The following is a 16,491-nucleotide window of genomic DNA, read 5'->3' on the forward strand; positions in this document are numbered from 1 at the left end:
TTTTTGCCGGGGTTTTTCTATTGTCGTTTTCTTTAGCTACATTTTTCCTAAAAACGCAACTTTTTCTGACAAGCCGCGTCTAATGTACGTCTGTAAGCATCGTCTTGTACGAGCTGCTTCAAGGCGAAAAAACAGTCACTGAGGTGAAAGATGAAGAAGATTGTAACCGCTGTTTTGCTGTTGTCGTTTCTCATCACATTGTTTCCGGTTCTTGCGGGAGCAGCGGAAGCACCGAAGCTTTATCTGAATGGCAAACAACTGTCGAGCAGCGCGGAACCGAAGAACGTGAACTCCCGGATCTTCGTTCCGATTCGTACCGTGACCGAAGGGCTCGGCTACGACGTCGACTGGAAATCGCCGAACGCGACGATTTCGAACGGCAGCACCCTCGTCGTCCTGACGATCGGCAGCAAGACGGCCGTCGTCAACGACCGGGAAGTCGCGCTTGACGCGCCGGCGATGATTTCGTCGAACTTGACGTACGTCCCTCTCCGTTTCGTAGGCGAGCAGTTCGGTTTAGATGTGTATTGGGATGCCGAGACCCGCTCCGTACATATGTACTCAAAACTCGTGGACACGCCTCCTCCGGCCGATCCGGACGGCGGCGGCAATTCGGCGCCCGGCGACGGAACCGACGGTTCGGGCCAACCCGGCACGGATCCCGGAACCGGCGGCGGCACGACCATCCCGTCCACCGACGAGAAGGCGCTTCTCAAATCCATTACGTACGACGGCCTCGGCAGCATTTATTTGCCGTACGAAGGCGATTTCGACGGCGTCAAGACGCAGGTGCTCCATAACACGGAGCGGATCGTCGTCGATTTGCCGTACATGAACTTCGACCCGTACTTCACGCCGGGCTTCCTGCCGTCGACGAACGGCACCAAGCTCGGGGAGCTGCTGATCGATTCCCATCCGACGCTGCAGAAGGTCCGGTATTCGTATTATTCGGACAAGCCGTCGACGATCCGCGTCGTGCTGGATCTGTCCGCGCCGACGAACTTCAAGGTCACGAACGAAGATCACGTCGTGCGCATCGACGTGCTCGAGCAGACCGGCCCGGCCGTCGATCCGCCGGTGACGCCTCCGGGCAACACGCCCGACAAAGGCGTATTCAAGGTCGTGCTGGATGCCGGCCATGGCGGCAAAGACCCGGGCGCCTCGAGCGTGAACGGACGCAAGGAGAAGGAGTACAACCTGGCGGTCACGCTGAAGGTGAAGGCGCTGCTCGACCAGGAGCCGAAGATCAAACCGTACCTGACCCGCTCGGACGACACGTTCGTCGAGCTGGCCGACCGGGCGAATTACGCGAACAAGCTGCCCGCGGACGTTTTCGTCTCGTTCCATGCGAATATGGCGACGTCGGGAACCGCGAGCGGCTCCGAAACGTATTACTGGCGTTCGGACAGCCTCGCGCTCGCGAAAGTGATGCACAAGCATCTCGTCGCGGGAACCGGCTTGAAGGACCGCGGCGTCCGCACGGGCAACTATCACGTCATCCGGGAAACGACGATGCCGGCGGTTCTGCTCGAGGCGGGCTACCTGTCGAACAGCACGGACAGCGCCGTGCTGTACAACAGCGCGAAGCAGGACCAGATCGCCAAGGAAATCGTGGCGGGCATCAAAGAATATTTGAAGATCGGCTAGGAGGATGCAGATGAAGCGACAGATGACGAAGACGATTTTGCTGGCATTCATAGCGGCTGCCACGATCGCATCCCTCAGCGCCTGCGGCAGCAAGGAGCAGCCGCTCCAGAACGGCGGGACAAGCAACCAGAATCAAGCGGCGACGGAGGGCGGCGGCAATGCCGGCGGGACGGCCGATAACGGAGGCGCGAACGACGACGGCGGCGCCGCGAATGCCGGAAACGCCCCGGACGCGAACGGCGCGGGCAACGCGGCGACGGGAAGCGCGGGCAACGCGGCGACGGGAAGCGCGGGCAATGCCGGCGGCGCCACGGAGCCGGCCGACGCGGCGGTCGAGAAGAAGCAGGCGGACATTTCCGTCTATTACACGGACGACCAAATGCTCGATCTGCACGCGCAAAAGGCCAAGATCGAATACGCCGACGACAAGGAGAAGCTTACGGCGGCGTTCGCTGCGCTCCGCAAGGACAGCGACAAAGGCGAGGCCTCCCTCTGGAAGAACGTCGAGCTGCTGAGCGCGAAGCAGGACGGCGGCGAAGTGACGCTCGACGTGCATATTCCCGTCGAAGCGAGACTCGGGGCGCCGGGCGAACAGCTGGCCGTCTCCGCCATCGCGCAAACGTATTTTCAATTCGAAGGCGTGACGTCCTTGAACATCCTCGTCGACGGCGAAGCGGTCGAAAGCCTGATGGGACACGAAGATCTGGAACATCCGATCAAAAAACAATAAAGGGGAGCACGGAGATATGCCGCAGCAAAAAAAATGGGTCAAGCTCGTCTCGTCGTTCATGGTATTCTCGCTGCTCACGGGCTTTACGGCGGCGGGCGCCGCATCGGTGCACGCGGACGCGGCGGTCGCGACGACGAAATTCAGCGACGTGCCGGCCGGACATTGGGCCGAGAAGCACATCGCGAAGCTTGCCAGCCAAGGAATCGTCAAGGGAACCAACGGCGCGTTCAAGCCGAACGACAACATCAGCCAGCAGGAAGCGGTCGCGCTCGCGATCCGGTTCATCGGCAAGGAAAGCGAAGTGAAGGCGGACGAAGCGGTCGTTTTTCCGGAGAACTTCAACGTCAGCACTTATTTCAAGCCTTATATTATCCTCGCGTTTCAACAAGGGCTGCTGAACCGCGACGAAGAGTTCAAGCTGGCCGACGCGGATCCGGCAACGGCCTGGGGCACCAAGAAGGCGTCCCGCGAATGGATCACGAAGCTGCTCGTCAAAGCGATCGGCAAGGAAGAGGCGGCGAAGGGGCTTGCGACCGCGCCGATCTCGTTCAAGGACGGCAATCAAGTCGGAGCCGGCTATGCCGGCTACGTCAACGCGGCGGTTCAACTTCAGCTGATCAAAGGCGTCGCGGTCGATAAATTCGATCCGAAGGGCAGCATTACGCGCGCGGCGATCGCGACGATGTTCAGCCGCGCCGAAGCGCAGTATCCGGTGGCGTACGCCGGGCAGTTCACGGCGGTGCTGACGGGCGCGGACAGCGCTTCGCTCAAGCTCTATCAGGACGGTAAAGAGATCTCCGTCGCGCTCGGCGCCGATACGTACGTCTACCGGGTCGATTCCGAGAAAGCGGCGACGCTCGACCAGCTGCAGCCGAACACGAACGTACTCGTCGTCGCGAGCGGCGGCAAGGCGCTGTACGTCGAGCAGCTGGACGACAAGCAGCAGGTCGAGAACCTGACGGGCACGTTCGATCGGCTGGTGACGAGCGAAAGCAAGCTGTGGATGTGGGTCGACGACGAGCCGATCGCCGTCAATTACAGCAGCGCCACGAAAGTCGCCGACGGCACGGGGAAGGCCATTCCGGTTACGTCGCTGACGAAAGACAGCAATATCGTCGTCGCGCGCGATACATACCGGGCGAAACCGATCGCGGTATCGATTACCGTACAGTCGGCGCCGGTGAACACGGCGGGCAGCGGCAAGGTCGAAGCCGTGCAAACGACGCCGCCAACGGTCACGATCGCCGACAGCGCGACGAAAACAACGGTCATGTACAGCGTGTCTCCGCAGGCGGACGTCGTATGGCAGGGGCAGATCTTGGACGGCGGCTTGTCGCAGCTTCGCGTAGGCGATGCCGTCTCGTACGAAGTAAAAAATTCCGTCGTGACGAAAATCACGATCACCCAAACGTCTTCGAAAGTAGTGCGGGGCGAGTTCAATTCCGCGAGCAGCGACGGCAGCACGATTCAATACGTCATGAACGCGGGTACCGCGCAGCAATCGCTGGAAGCGAAATTCGTTAGTCCGTCGGCCGACGTCTCCATCGACGGGCTGACCGGCACGACGATCTCCGACCTGGTGAAAGGCGACGTGCTCGACATTACGTTGAACGACAACGGGCAGGTATCGGCCATCAAAGTCGTCAACCGCAAAGTCAATACGCTGCCTGGCGCGACCGTCCTCAGCTACGACGCCGACCTGAAGGCGCTGACCGTCCGGGACACGAGCAACAATCTGGTGTCCGTGTACTTGAGCGACAAGACGAAGCTGGACATGAACGGATCGACGCTCCAACTGAGCGCGGCGACGTCCTTGCTGGCCAAGGGCAAGAAAATTACGCTCGGTTATACCGAGAACAAAGCCGTCTTCATTCAGTTCGTCTACAAATATACGGGCACGGTGACGGCGATCAATACGAACAACAACTCGATTACGCTGCTGCAGAACGGCGTTCCGGTGACGGTAGCGCTAGACTACCCGTACTACGTCGAAATCTCGGGCAAAACCTCCGCGACGCTGAGCGACGTGAAGGCAGGCGATACGGTGACCGCGCTGCTGAACGCGAATCAAGACAAAGTATCGACGCTTCAAGTCCAAACCGCCAAGCAGGTCGAAGTCTATTCCGTCGATCTCGTAGGCAAGCGGGCGAAATTCAAAAACGCCGACGGCACGGTCGCGGACTACGCCGCATCGGCGCTGACGCTGACGAACGAGAAGGGCGACAGCCTGGCCCTCGGCAGCCTGGCCGCCGGGCAGGTAGGCAACCTTTACTTCATGGGACAGACGGTTTCTTCCTTTAAAGCATTGAACGTTACGGTCGGCCGGGTAGCCTCGGTCGCGGCCGACAAGGTGACGGTGACCGATTACAACGGCAATACGGTGACGGTGCCGCTCGGCTCCGCGTATACCGTCGTCAAGAACGGCGCGACCGGCAGCTCCGCATCGGTGCTGACCCCGGGCGACCGGGTCGAAGTCAAGCTCGACGCAAAGGATCGTTTGTCCATTACCGTTAACAGCGGCATCGCGAAGAAATTCTGGAAGTACGACGCGAGCGCGCGCGTATTGTCCGTCAAACGGGAAAACTTGACGGATGCCTATACGTACGCGGTGCCGGCTTCGGCCAAAGTCACGCAGAACGGCGCGGCGATCAGCCTGAGCCAGCTGACCGACGGCGATGCCATCGTGCTCTATTTCTACCGCGATACGCTGGTCGAAATCGCGAAGGTTTAATAGCCGCGCAGGTAGAACGATTTGTCCCGGCGTTTCGCCGGGGCAAATTTTTTTCTATCAATTCTGTGAAAACCGCGAAAACTTTCCCGATTCGCCCGGTCTGGCGGTTGATTAAAGCGACAATTTTCGCTACACTTTGAAGCGATGGTTCTATTAGGAGTTGAGCGTTAGTTGAAGGCGAAAGAGAAAATGGCACACGTGCTCGCGGTCATCGGCGAGATGTTCCCGGACGCGCATTGCGAGCTTCATCACGGCAATCCGTTCGAATTGACCATCGCCGTGCTGCTTTCGGCGCAGTGCACCGACGAAACCGTGAATAAAGTCACGGCGACGCTGTTTCAGAAGTACCGGACGCCTGCGGATTATCTGGCCGTCCCCCTGGACGAGCTGGAACAAGATATAAAGCGAATCGGCCTGTACCGCAACAAGGCGCAGTTCATCCAGAAGCTGAGCCGCATCCTGATCGACGACTACGGCGGCGAGGTGCCGCGGGAGCACGAGGCGCTGACGAAGCTGCCCGGCGTCGGGCGCAAGACGGCGAACGTCGTCGTCTCCAACGCGTTCGGCGTGCCGGCGATCGCGGTCGACACCCACGTCGAACGCGTCTCCAAGCGGCTCGGCTTCGCGAAGCCGGACGACAGCGTGCTCGAGGTGGAGAAGAAGCTGATGCATCTCGTGCCGCGCGAGCTGTGGACGGAAACCCATCACCGCTTGATCTTTTTCGGCCGGTACCACTGCAAGGCGCAAAACCCGCAGTGCCCGGTATGCCCGTTGCTAGAAATTTGCAAAGAAGGCAAACAACGTATGAAACCCGCTCCAATCCGAAAGGCTAAGAGCTAAACGCTTTTCCACCCACCCCATAACAAGAAGGATGATAAACGATGAAATGCATTTCCGTGTACACGAAAGACTTTGCGTTGTTTTCCGACATTTACGAACAGATCATGGAAGCGCCGCCGGCCGAAAACGAAGAAATCGTATTGGAAGGCGTGACGGTCAGCGGAGCGGGCGACGTGCCGGAGCAATATATTGAACGTATGAGGCTGAAGCCGGAATGCGTCGTCATGAAGGAGAAGGAACGCGGCGTGACGATTTTGCAGCACGGCGACGTATTCGAAATTTGCCTGCCGGCCGTTCAGCTGGTCTAACTAGGGCCGCGAACGGAAGGGAACGCGTAAGACGGGGAGCAGACAGGGAGAGAGAAACATGAGCCATACGATGGAAAAAACGGCGCTCGCCATGGAAACCGCGCTGGGGAACATGGCGTCGCCGATGGCGGAGGCCGGAGACGAAGGCGACGCGAAGCGGATGCTGGAGTTGCGGTCGAAGCTGGACGACGGCCGGCTGACCATTGCGTTCTGCGGCCACTTCTCCGCGGGGAAATCGACGCTGGTCAACCGGATTTGCGGCACGGAGCTGCTGCCTTCGAGCCCGATTCCGACGAGCGCGAACGTCGTCCGCATCCTGAACGGGGAAGCGAAGGCGACGATCCGCAAGCTCGTCGGCGGGCAAGAAACGACGCTGGACGTGCCGATCCAAGACGTAAACGAGTACTGCAAAGACGGCGAGACGGTGCTATCCGTTTCCCTGTCTTACCCCATTCCCCGGCTCGGCGGCCATACGGTGCTGCTGGACACGCCGGGCATCGACTCGACGGACGACGCGCACCGGATGGCGACCGAATCGGCGCTTCATTTGGCGGACGTCGTTTTTTACGTCATGGACTACAATCACGTGCAGTCGGAAATCAATTTCACGTTCGCGAAGCAGCTGAAGGAATGGGGCAAGCCGCTGTACCTGATCGTGAACCAGATCGACAAGCACCGCGAAAGCGAGCTGACGTTCGAAGCCTATCGGCAAAGCGTGGACGAAGCGTTCGGGAACTGGCATTTGGAACCGAGCGGCATCGTTTATTTGTCGTTGCGCGAGCCGAACCACCCGCACTCCGAATGGGCGTCGCTGCTGGCGCTGTTCGAGTCGCTCGCCGAGCTGCGCGGGCCGCTGAACGTCTGCAGCGTCGACGCCTCCGCGCGGCACGTCGTGCGTCTGCACGGCAAGGCGATGGAGGAAGCGTCGGAGGCGGAGCGCGAACGGCTGCTGGCGCAAGCCGGCGGCGAAGCCGAGGCGGAGCGCGTCCGCGCGGAGATCGCGGAGCTGGAATCGCGGCTTCGGGGCATCGAAGACGAAGCGGGCGGCCTGCGGACCCGGCTGCGGCTGGACGTGCAGAGCCTGCTGGACAACGCGAACATCATGCCGGCGGCGACGCGCGATCTCGCGCAATCGTTCCTCGAGAGCCGCAAACCGGGCTTCAAGACGGGCCTGCTGTTCGCAGGCGCCAAGACGGCGGCCGAGCAGGAACGCCGGCTGCAGGCGTTTTATCATGATTTCCACGCGCTCGTGCAGGCGGGCATCGAGTGGCATCTCCTCGATCTGTTCCGCCGCGCGGCGGACGGCATCGGCTGGCGCGGCGAAGGGCTGGAAGCGGAGCTGGCGTCGTTCGTGAACGGCTTGTGGGACGCCGACCTGCTGATTACGCGCGTGAATGCCGGCGCGTCGTTCGGCAGCGCGTATACGATGACGTACGCGCGCGAGATCGCCGACGCGGTGAAGGGCTTGTACCGCAAGCGCGCGCTGGCGTGGATCGACGCGCTCGGCGACCGGGCCGCGGCGGCGGGCGAAGCGTCCGCCGCGCCGCTGCGCGCGCGGCTTGCCGAGCTCGGCTCGCAAGCCGGCGCGCTCGCGGAGCTGGCCGCGCTCGACGCGCGCGCGGCCGCGCACCTGGCGCGGCTGGCGGCGCTGCTGCCGCCGGCGCCGCCGCGCCCGGCGCTGCCGAAGCCGCAGGCGCCCGGAGGAGGCACGCGCAGCGCCTTCGGCGCCGAGCCGACGGCGGCGTCGCGGGCGGCCGAAGGCGCCGGCGCGGCCGCGCCGCAGGGCCGCGCCGCGGGCGCGCCCGGGCCTGCGGCGGCGGCCGTGCCCGCCGCCGCGGAGGCGCTCGCGCCACAGCGCGAGGCGGCGGAGCGGCTGAGCCGGGCCGCCGCGCTGCTGGCGCCGCATCCGGCGCTGGCCGCGACGGTGGGCGGCATGCGCGAGAAGGCGGAGCGCCTGCGCAGCAGCCGCTTCACGATCGCGCTGTTCGGCGCGTTCAGCGCGGGCAAGTCTTCGCTCGCCAACGCCCTGCTCGGCGAGTCGGTCCTGCCGGTTTCGCCGAATCCGACGACCGCCGCGGTCAACCGGATCGTGCCGCCGGCGGCGGACCGTCCGCACGGCACGGCCAGCGTCGTGATGAAAGCGCGCGAGGCCATGCTGGACGATCTGCGCTACTCGCTCGGCCTGCTCGGCGAAGAAACCGCGAAGCTGAGCGAAGAGGGGCTGCTGCAGGCGATCCGGAAGCTGTCCCCGGACGGCGTCCATGCCGGCGGGCGGCCGCATTACAGCTTCCTGAAGGCGGCGGCCAAAGGCTGGGCCGAGCACGAATCGCTGCTCGGGCAGCGGCTCGCCGTGACCGGCGAGGATTACCGCCGCTACGTGGCGGAGGAATCGCGCTCCTGCTTCGTCAGCGAGATCGAGCTGCATCACGCGAATCCGCTGACCGCGCAGGGCATCGTGCTCGTCGACACGCCGGGCGCCGACTCCGTCAACGCGCGCCATACGGGCGTCGCGTTCAACTACATCAAGAACGCGGACGCGATCTTGTTCGTGACGTACTACAACCATGCCTTCTCGCAGGCCGACCGGCAGTTCCTGATGCAGCTCGGCCGCGTGAAGGATCAATTCGAGCTCGATAAAATGTTCTTCATCGTCAACGCCGCCGACCTGGCCGCGAACCGGGAGGAGCTGGAGGGCGTGCTCGCGCATGTCGAGCGCAACCTGCAGCAGCACGGCATCCGCTTCCCGCGGATGTTCCCCGTCTCGAGCCTGCAGGCGCTCGACGGCAAGCGGACCGGCGTCGCCCGGCTGGTCAAGGAATCCGGCATCGCCGCGTTCGAGGAAGCGTTCCTCGGCTTCACGCGCGGCGACCTCGGCAACTTGGCCGTCGCCTCGGCCGAGCAGGAGCTGGAACGCGCCCGCCGGACGATCGCGAACTGGCTGGAGGCCGCGTCCGGCGACGAAGCGACGCGCGCCCGCGTCCGCGAAGCGCTGATCGCGAGCAAGGAGCAAGCGCTCCGGATCGCCGCCGCGCTGGCAGAGCCGAAGCCGCACGCGCAGCTGCAGCAGGAGCTGAAGGAGCTGCTCTTCTACGTGCTGCAGCGGGTGCAGTTCCGATTCGGCGATCATTTCAATTTCGCCTTCAACCCGGCCGCGCTGCAGGACGACGGCAGAGACTTGAAGAAAGCGATGTGGACGTCGTGGCTGGAGCTGCAGCGGCTGCTGCAGATCGAACTGGCCCAGGAGCTCGAGGCGACGTCGCTCCGGCTCGACAATACGCTCAACCGGCTCGCGGCGAAGCTGTACGCGGACGCGGCGGAAGAAGCCGCCGGCCGCCTGGAAGGCTTCGCGCCGTCGCCGTATAAGCCGGCGGAGCTGCCGGATCCGGAGGAGCGGCCGGCCTGGACGGCGCCGGACGTCGACCTGAAGCTGCTGTGGGGCAAGTTCAAATCGCCGAAGCATTTCTTCGAGGGCGAAGGGAAGGCCGCGCTGCGCGCCGTGCTGGAGCAAGAGCTCGCGACCCCGCTGCAGGCCTGGATCCAGGAAGCGGAGCAGGAATGGAGCGGCCGGTACGACGGCTTCATGCGGCAGGCGGCCGCCGACGGCGCCGCCGCGCTGCGGGACGATATCGCGGCGTTTGCCGAAGGCAAGCTGGCTTCGCTGACCGGCGGCACGGATCTCGCCGGGCTGCGGCGGCTGCAGGCGGAGCTGCTCGCGATCTAATCGCTTGCTTCGCGCAGCGTCCTTATCCCCGATCATCGCATACGACCCGAAGAAGCTTGCCGGGCGCCTCCGCGAGGCGTTCGGCAAGCTTTTTTGCCGCGGGCGGGAATAGGCTCGTCCGCGGACCGCGCGGCCGGCTGCGAAAAGGCCGGGAAGCCGCGCCGTTGCGGGCTTTTTTGAAAGCCCTTACAGGTTGTGAAAAATAAATCATGCAAAAACGGAGGCAAATGTGCAAAAACGGAGGAATATGGCCCTATTTGCCATGATTTCCGACGATTTCGAAGAAACCCCCCTTACTTTCGGTCGAGATGGAAGCGGAAGCGAATATTGTCACTTATATGCCCCCGCACCCTGTTTGCCGTGCCGCAATCATGCTGTTAATATTCAGTCATATCTAGAAGAAACGGCGAAGACGCCTGCTGCGGCGCGGCTTGTTTCTCCCGGATGACGCCTTGCGATGGCCGGATGGGACCGATGCCCGTACCTGGACGCGAGGCCGATAAACAAAAGCGTCACAAAACAGCACAGGGAGAGGGTTACCCAATTGGAAGTCTTCAGGCAGCTTAAACCGTTTTACTGGGTCGAACGCAAGAGCTTGTTTGCTTCGATCATTTTTATGATGTTCGCCACCGCGCTCGGCCTCGTTTATCCGAACTTGCTTCGCGTCCTCATCGACGATGTCATCGTTCCCAAAAACTTCACGTGGGTGCCCGGGCTGTCGCTCGCCGTTGTCGGGGTCGTGTTCATTAAAGGCAGCATGTCGTTTCTGTCGGGCCTCTTCGGCGGCCGCCTGGGCAACCGGGTCGCGTTCCGCCTGCGCAACGCGTGCTACGAGAAACTGCAATCGCTGTCGTTCCAGTACTACGACACCGCGAAGACCGGGGACCTCATGTCCCGCCTGACGGCGGACCTGGAGGCGGTCCGGAACTTCATCGGTTTCGGCTTCACGCAAATGCTGAACATGTTCTTGATGGTGATCTTCGGGGCGATCATGATGTTCTCGATCCACTGGCAGCTGACGCTAATCACGCTCTGCACGATGCCGTTCCTGGCGTTCACCGCCATGCGGTTCGAGAAGAAGATCCACCCGGCGTTCCGGGAAATGCGCCAAGCGATGAGCAACCTGACCACGGCGGTTCAGGAGAACATCACCGGCGTCCGCACCGTCAAATCGTTCGCGCGCGAATCGTTCGAGATGGAGAAGTTCTCGAACCGCAGCGGCATGTACAAGAGCAACCAAATCAACGCGTCGGGGCTCTGGGGCCGGTACTTCCCGGTCATGGAGCTGCTCGGCAGCCTGTGCGTCGTCATTCTGCTCGTCGCCGGCGGCCGGCTGGTCATCAACCACTCCATCACGCTGGGGCAGATGGTCGCCTTCTATTCCATGCTCTGGTACATTATCGGCCCGATGTGGAGCATCGGCTTCCAAATCAATAACTATACGCAGTCCAAGGCATCCGGCGAACGGCTCGTCGGCCTGCTGAACGAATACATTCACGTGAAGGACAACGACCATCCGATCGATCTGGACGAACGGACCGCGCAAGGCCGCGTCGAGTTCCGGAACGTGACCTTCAATTACGCCGACAAATCGCCGGCCCTGACGAACGTCGACATCGACGCGAAGCCGGGCATGGTCATCGGGCTGCTCGGCGCGACGGGCGCCGGCAAATCGACGATCATCCAATTATTGATGCGCGCGTACAACGTCAAAACGGGCCAAATCCTGATCGACGGCATCGACATCCGCGATCTGTCGCTCGAAAGCCTGCGCAAGCAAATCGCGATCGTATTCCAGGAAACGTTCCTGTTCTCCTGCTCGATTCGCGACAACATCGCGTACGGCATCGAGGGCGTCACGATGGAGCAGATCATTCACGCCGCCAAGCTGTCGAAAGCGCATGATTTCATCATGGAGCTGCCGGAAGGCTACGACACGGTCGTCGGCGAACGCGGCATGGGCCTCTCCGGCGGCCAGAAACAGCGGATCGCCATCGCGCGGGCGCTCATCAAGAACCCGCGGATTCTCATTCTCGACGACGCGACGAGCGCCGTCGACATGGAGACCGAGCACGAGATTCAAGCCGGCTTCAAGGAAGTCATGGCCGGCCGTACGACCTTCATCATCGCGCACCGCATCTCTTCCCTCCGCCACGCCGACGAGATCATCGTCCTGGAGGAAGGGCACGTGGCGCAGCGCGGCACGCACGATCAGCTGGTGAACGTCCCGGGACGTTATCGGGACACGTACGACATTCAATATGCCGACCGTCCTTTGACCGCTGACGAAATCATCGCAAGAGTGGAAAGAGGGGTCGTATAGTGAGCGAGCAAGAAACGAAGAAGCCTCGCGGCGCGCACGAGCGCTTCGTCTACAAGGACGACGACGCGATCGAGAAGCCGTTCAACTGGGCGCAGGTGAGACGCCTGTTTAGCTACATGAAACCGTACCGCAAGCAGCTGCTGCCGGTCATCCTCGTGACGATGGTGCTCGGCACGGCGACCCGGCTGGCCATTCCCGCGCTGTTCATCCAGGCGATCGACGAAGCGATCCAGCCGAAGGACGGCGGCGCGCCGAGCATGACGAAGCTGTACTTGTACGCCGCGGCGATGCTGGCCCTTTATCTTATTCAGTGGGCCGCTAACACGTACCGGATCCGCTACACGAACATGATCGGCCAGCAGGTCATTTACGATCTGCGCCACGATTTGTTCCGCCACATCCAGAAGCTGTCGTTCCGCTTCTTCGATAAGCGGCCGGCGGGCTCCGTGCTCGTGCGGGTCACGAACGACGTCAACGCCTTGCAGGACTTGTTCACGAACGGCGTCGTCAACCTGCTGATGGACTGCATCCAGCTCGTCGGCATCGTCCTCATCCTGCTGATCTGGAACTTCCAGCTCGGCATCGCGATCATGATTACGGTGCCGCTCATGTTCGTCGTCTCGACGGCGCTGCGCCGCCGGATCCGCTTCGCCTGGCAGGACGTGCGGATGAAGCAGTCGCGGATCAACGCGCACTTGAACGAGAGCATCCAGGGGATGCGCGTGACGCAGTCGTACACGCAGGAGAAATCCAACTTCAAGTTCTTCCAGAGCATCAACGAAACGAACATCAAAGCGTGGAACAAAGCTTCCGCGCTGAACCAGGCGTTCGGCCCGATCATCGAGGTCACCTCCGCGATCGGCACGCTCATTCTGTTCTGGTTCGGCTCGCATCTGATCATGACCGGGGCGATCACCGTCGGCGTGCTCGTCGGCTTCGCCAACTACGTCGGCAACTTCTGGGATCCGATCAACCGGCTCGGCCAAATGTACGCGCAGCTGCTCATCGCGATGGCGTCCTCGGAGCGGATCTTCGAATTCATCGACGAGGAGCCGACGGTCGGGGAGCTGGGCGAGGCGCGCGAGCTGCCGCGGATCTTCGGCGACGTGCAGTTCGAGAACATCGTCTTCGAATACGAGAAGGGCCGTCCGGCACTGAAGGGCATCGACCTCCACGTCCGGGCGGGCGAGACGATCGCGCTCGTCGGCCATACGGGCTCCGGCAAAAGCACGATCATGAACCTGCTCTGCCGGTTCTACGATCCCGTGGAGGGCGCCGTGAAGGTCGACGGCGTCGACATCCGCACGGTGACGTTGGAGAGCCTTCGCTCCCAAGTCGGCGTCGTACTGCAGGATACGTTCATCTTCTCGGGCACGATTCGCGAGAACATCCGGTTCGGCCGGTTGGACGCGACCGACGACGAGATCGTGAAAGCCGCGACCGCCGTCGACGCGCACGACTTCATCATGAATCTTCCGGACGGCTACGACACGGAGGTTCAGGAACGCGGCAACATCCTGTCCATGGGTCAGCGGCAGCTGCTGTCGTTCGCCCGCGCGCTGCTGGCCGATCCGCGCGTCCTCATTCTCGACGAGGCGACGGCGAGCATCGACACCGAGACCGAGCTGAAGATCCAGGAAGCGCTCAAGAAGCTGCTTCAGGGACGGACCTCGTTCATCGTCGCGCACCGGCTCTCGACGATCCGCAACGCCGACCGCATCGTGGTCCTCGACCATGGCCGGATCGTCGAAATCGGCAGCCACGACGAGCTCGTTCGCCACAAGGGCACGTACAACGGGTTGATCGAAGCGCAGTATCGCTTTTTATCGGCATAATTCTTGCAATTTCGGTACGGAACCTCCACAATGGAAGAAAAAACGCGCGCCGGCGGACGTTGGAAACCGTTCGTTTCCCCTCCGCCGGCGCGCGATCTTCCCGGGAGGTTCTTTTTGTCTTATGTATGGATCGCCTTATTCCGCCAACGCTCGTAAAATCATGCTGCTCGGCTCCGGCGAGCTCGGCAAGGAAGTCGTCATCGAAGCCCAGCGGCTCGGCGTCGAGACGATCGCCGTCGACCGCTACGCGAACGCGCCCGCGATGCAGGTCGCTCACCGGTCCTACGTGATCGACATGCTGGACGCCGACGCGCTCCGCGAGCTTATTCTGAAAGAAACGCCGGACCTCATCGTCCCCGAGATCGAAGCGATCGCGACGGGCGCGCTCGTCGAGCTGGAGCAGGAAGGCTGGGGCGTCATCCCGACGGCGCGCGCCGCGCTCCTGACGATGGACCGCGAAGGCATCCGCCGGCTGGCGGCGGAGACGCTCGGCCTGCCGACGGCGCCGTACCGGTTCGCCGACACGCTCGAGGAGATGAAGGCGGCCGTCGCCGAGCTGGGCACCCCGTGCGTCGTCAAGCCGATCATGAGCTCTTCCGGCAAAGGCCAGAGCGTGTGCAAAACCGAGGCGGACGCCGAAGCCTGCTGGCAGTACGCGATGGACGGCGGCCGCGCGAAGAAGCAGCGCGTCATCGTTGAAGGCTTCGTCACGTTCGAGTCCGAAATCACGCTGCTCACGGTCCGTTCCGCATCCGGCACGTCGTTCTGCGCGCCGATCGGGCACGTGCAGAAGGACGGCGACTACATCGAATCGTGGCAGCCGCACGAGATGTCGCCGCACCAGATCGCGCAAGCCGAGGAGATCGCCCGCAAAGTGACGGACGAGCTCGGCGGCTACGGCATCTACGGCGTCGAGCTGTTTCTGACGAAGGACGGCGTGCTGTTCAGCGAAGTGTCCCCGCGTCCGCACGACACCGGCATGGTCACGATGGCGACGCAGGACCTGTCGGAGTTCGCGCTGCACGCGCGCGCCATTCTGGGCTTCCCGATTCCGTCGATCCGGCTGCTGACGCCGGGCGCGACGTACACGCTGAAGGTGGACCGCGACGCCGATGCGTTCCGGATCGACGGCCTGCAGCACGCGCTCGCCGTCCCGAACACGCAGGTGCGCGTATTCGGCAAGCCCGTTACGAAGCCTGGCCGCCGCATGGCCGTCGCGCTCAGCACGGCGGCCGACGCGGAGCAGGCGCGAGCGCTCGCGAAGCAGGCCGCGCAGTCGCTGGTCATCCGTTATGACGCATAATCCGTTTTGATGCTTATCCGCGCATTGTCCTTGATGCGGCCGCAACCCGGAAACTCCGGGCGATCGGCCGCGGGCATGCACGGATTTTTTTGTCGTCGAACGCCGTCGCGGTTTTTCCTAGAAATGGGTGGAATTTGCAAATTGACTTCGAAAGCATTACTTTAAAAAGACTAACCGTTTGCGAAAGCCATTGATTTCAAACAATCGAGGAGAGACCCCCTGATGAGACCGTTATCCTCCGGAAGCTTATGGAAAATCATCGGCGTTTCCGCCGTTTTGTCGACCCTGCTCTTGCTGGCGGGGTTCGGGTACGCCGTCAAGGACATGCTGTATCCGAAGGGCGAGGCGTTCGCGGGAAGCGCGAACGCGCCGGCGCTGCCGGCGGGCGGCAAGCTGAGCGAAGGGAAGGACATATCGATCACGGCCATCGGCGACTCGCTGACCAAAGGAACCGGCGACGGGTCGGGCGAAGGCTACGTCAAGCAGGTCGTCGCGCTGCTGAAGAAGAAGTACCCGGACACGTCCGTCCGGCTCAACAACAATTTGGCCGTCAACGGCTTGAAGGCCGACCGGCTGGAGCAGCTGCTGGAAACGGACAAGGGCTACGGCTTCGCGCTCCGTCAGGCGAACGTGATCCTCTTCACCATCGGCGGGAACGATCTGTTTCAAATCGCCTCGGGCACGAGTCCGGGCAAGGCACTGGGCGAATTGAACCTGGATACGCTGAAGGCCGAGCTGCCGCAGGGGTTGAACCGGCTCGCGCAGGTCGTGAAGCGGCTGCATGCGATCAACCCCCAAGCGCAGATCGTGTACGTCGGCTTGTACAATCCGTTTTACGATATTCCGGAATACCGCGACGGCTCGCTCCAGATTCAACAGTGGAACGATCGGGCGTACGCGCTGCTTCACCGCTACCCCGACATGACGATGGTCCCGACGTTCGATCTGTTCGAGAACGCGATCGGCCGGTATTTGTCGTCGGACCATTTTCATCCCAACCACGACGGGTACGCGCAAATCGCCGCCCGCATCGTGCAGTCATTGGAATAGGAG

10 protein-coding genes are annotated in these 16,491 nt (G+C 62.3%); all 10 read left to right on the top strand.

All coding sequences use genetic code 11. The features are described 5' to 3' along the window. The first annotated feature begins 150 nt into the window (after nt 1-150). Nucleotides 151-1,647: an N-acetylmuramoyl-L-alanine amidase gene (locus tag BMZ79_RS01160; protein ID WP_090635848.1), complete on the top strand. Its 1,497-nt coding sequence runs from the start codon at nt 151-153 to the stop codon at nt 1,645-1,647. Between the two features lie 10 nt (nt 1,648-1,657). Next, complete coding sequence (locus BMZ79_RS01165) at nt 1,658-2,377, top strand: GerMN domain-containing protein (protein WP_143088860.1); 720 nt, start codon at nt 1,658-1,660, stop codon at nt 2,375-2,377. 16 nt (nt 2,378-2,393) lie between these two features. Next, complete coding sequence (locus BMZ79_RS01170; RefSeq protein ID WP_090635851.1) at nt 2,394-5,108, top strand: S-layer homology domain-containing protein; 2,715 nt, start codon at nt 2,394-2,396, stop codon at nt 5,106-5,108. A gap of 189 nt (nt 5,109-5,297) precedes the next feature. Further along, complete coding sequence (gene nth / locus BMZ79_RS01175; protein WP_090637039.1) at nt 5,298-5,948, top strand: endonuclease III; 651 nt, start codon at nt 5,298-5,300, stop codon at nt 5,946-5,948. Nucleotides 5,949-5,989: 41 nt separating this feature from the next. Beyond that, nucleotides 5,990-6,256, top strand: coding sequence for an NAD/NADP transhydrogenase alpha subunit (locus tag BMZ79_RS01180; protein WP_090635853.1), 267 nt, complete (start codon nt 5,990-5,992; stop codon nt 6,254-6,256). 58 nt (nt 6,257-6,314) lie between these two features. Beyond that, complete coding sequence (locus BMZ79_RS01185) at nt 6,315-9,977, top strand: dynamin family protein (RefSeq protein WP_256252498.1); 3,663 nt, start codon at nt 6,315-6,317, stop codon at nt 9,975-9,977. A 544-nt stretch (nt 9,978-10,521) separates the two neighbouring features. Next, nucleotides 10,522-12,300, top strand: a complete 1,779-nt coding sequence (locus BMZ79_RS01190; protein WP_090635855.1) for an ABC transporter ATP-binding protein — start codon at nt 10,522-10,524, stop codon at nt 12,298-12,300. Beyond that, complete coding sequence (locus BMZ79_RS01195; protein ID WP_371263628.1) at nt 12,297-14,135, top strand: ABC transporter ATP-binding protein; 1,839 nt, start codon at nt 12,297-12,299, stop codon at nt 14,133-14,135. The genes BMZ79_RS01190 and BMZ79_RS01195 overlap by 4 nt, the downstream gene beginning before the upstream one ends. A 121-nt stretch (nt 14,136-14,256) precedes the next feature. After that, on the top strand, nt 14,257-15,438 hold the full coding sequence (gene purT, locus BMZ79_RS01200) for a formate-dependent phosphoribosylglycinamide formyltransferase (protein ID WP_090635856.1): 1,182 nt from the start codon (nt 14,257-14,259) through the stop codon (nt 15,436-15,438). 222 nt (nt 15,439-15,660) lie between these two features. Further along, nucleotides 15,661-16,488, top strand: coding sequence for a GDSL-type esterase/lipase family protein (locus BMZ79_RS01205; RefSeq protein WP_090635858.1), 828 nt, complete (start codon nt 15,661-15,663; stop codon nt 16,486-16,488). The last annotated feature ends 3 nt before the right edge of the window (nt 16,489-16,491 follow it).

The sequence above is a fragment of the Paenibacillus sp. UNC496MF genome, from assembly GCF_900113915.1.
GTDB classification, from domain to species: domain Bacteria; phylum Bacillota; class Bacilli; order Paenibacillales; family Paenibacillaceae; genus Paenibacillus_Z; species Paenibacillus_Z artemisiicola.

Excerpts from the sequence above, each read along its gene's own strand:
- BMZ79_RS01180 (WP_090635853.1), top strand. The coding sequence starts at position 5,990 with ATGAAATGCATTTCCGTGTACACGAAAGACTTTGCGTTGTTTTCCGAC.
- BMZ79_RS01165 (WP_143088860.1), top strand. The coding sequence starts at position 1,658 with ATGAAGCGACAGATGACGAAGACGATTTTGCTGGCATTCATAGCGGCT.
- purT (WP_090635856.1), top strand. The coding sequence starts at position 14,257 with ATGTATGGATCGCCTTATTCCGCCAACGCTCGTAAAATCATGCTGCTC.
- BMZ79_RS01185 (WP_256252498.1), top strand. The coding sequence starts at position 6,315 with ATGAGCCATACGATGGAAAAAACGGCGCTCGCCATGGAAACCGCGCTG.
- BMZ79_RS01160 (WP_090635848.1), top strand. The coding sequence starts at position 151 with ATGAAGAAGATTGTAACCGCTGTTTTGCTGTTGTCGTTTCTCATCACA.
- BMZ79_RS01170 (WP_090635851.1), top strand. The coding sequence starts at position 2,394 with ATGCCGCAGCAAAAAAAATGGGTCAAGCTCGTCTCGTCGTTCATGGTA.
- BMZ79_RS01205 (WP_090635858.1), top strand. The coding sequence starts at position 15,661 with ATGAGACCGTTATCCTCCGGAAGCTTATGGAAAATCATCGGCGTTTCC.
- nth (WP_090637039.1), top strand. The coding sequence starts at position 5,298 with ATGGCACACGTGCTCGCGGTCATCGGCGAGATGTTCCCGGACGCGCAT.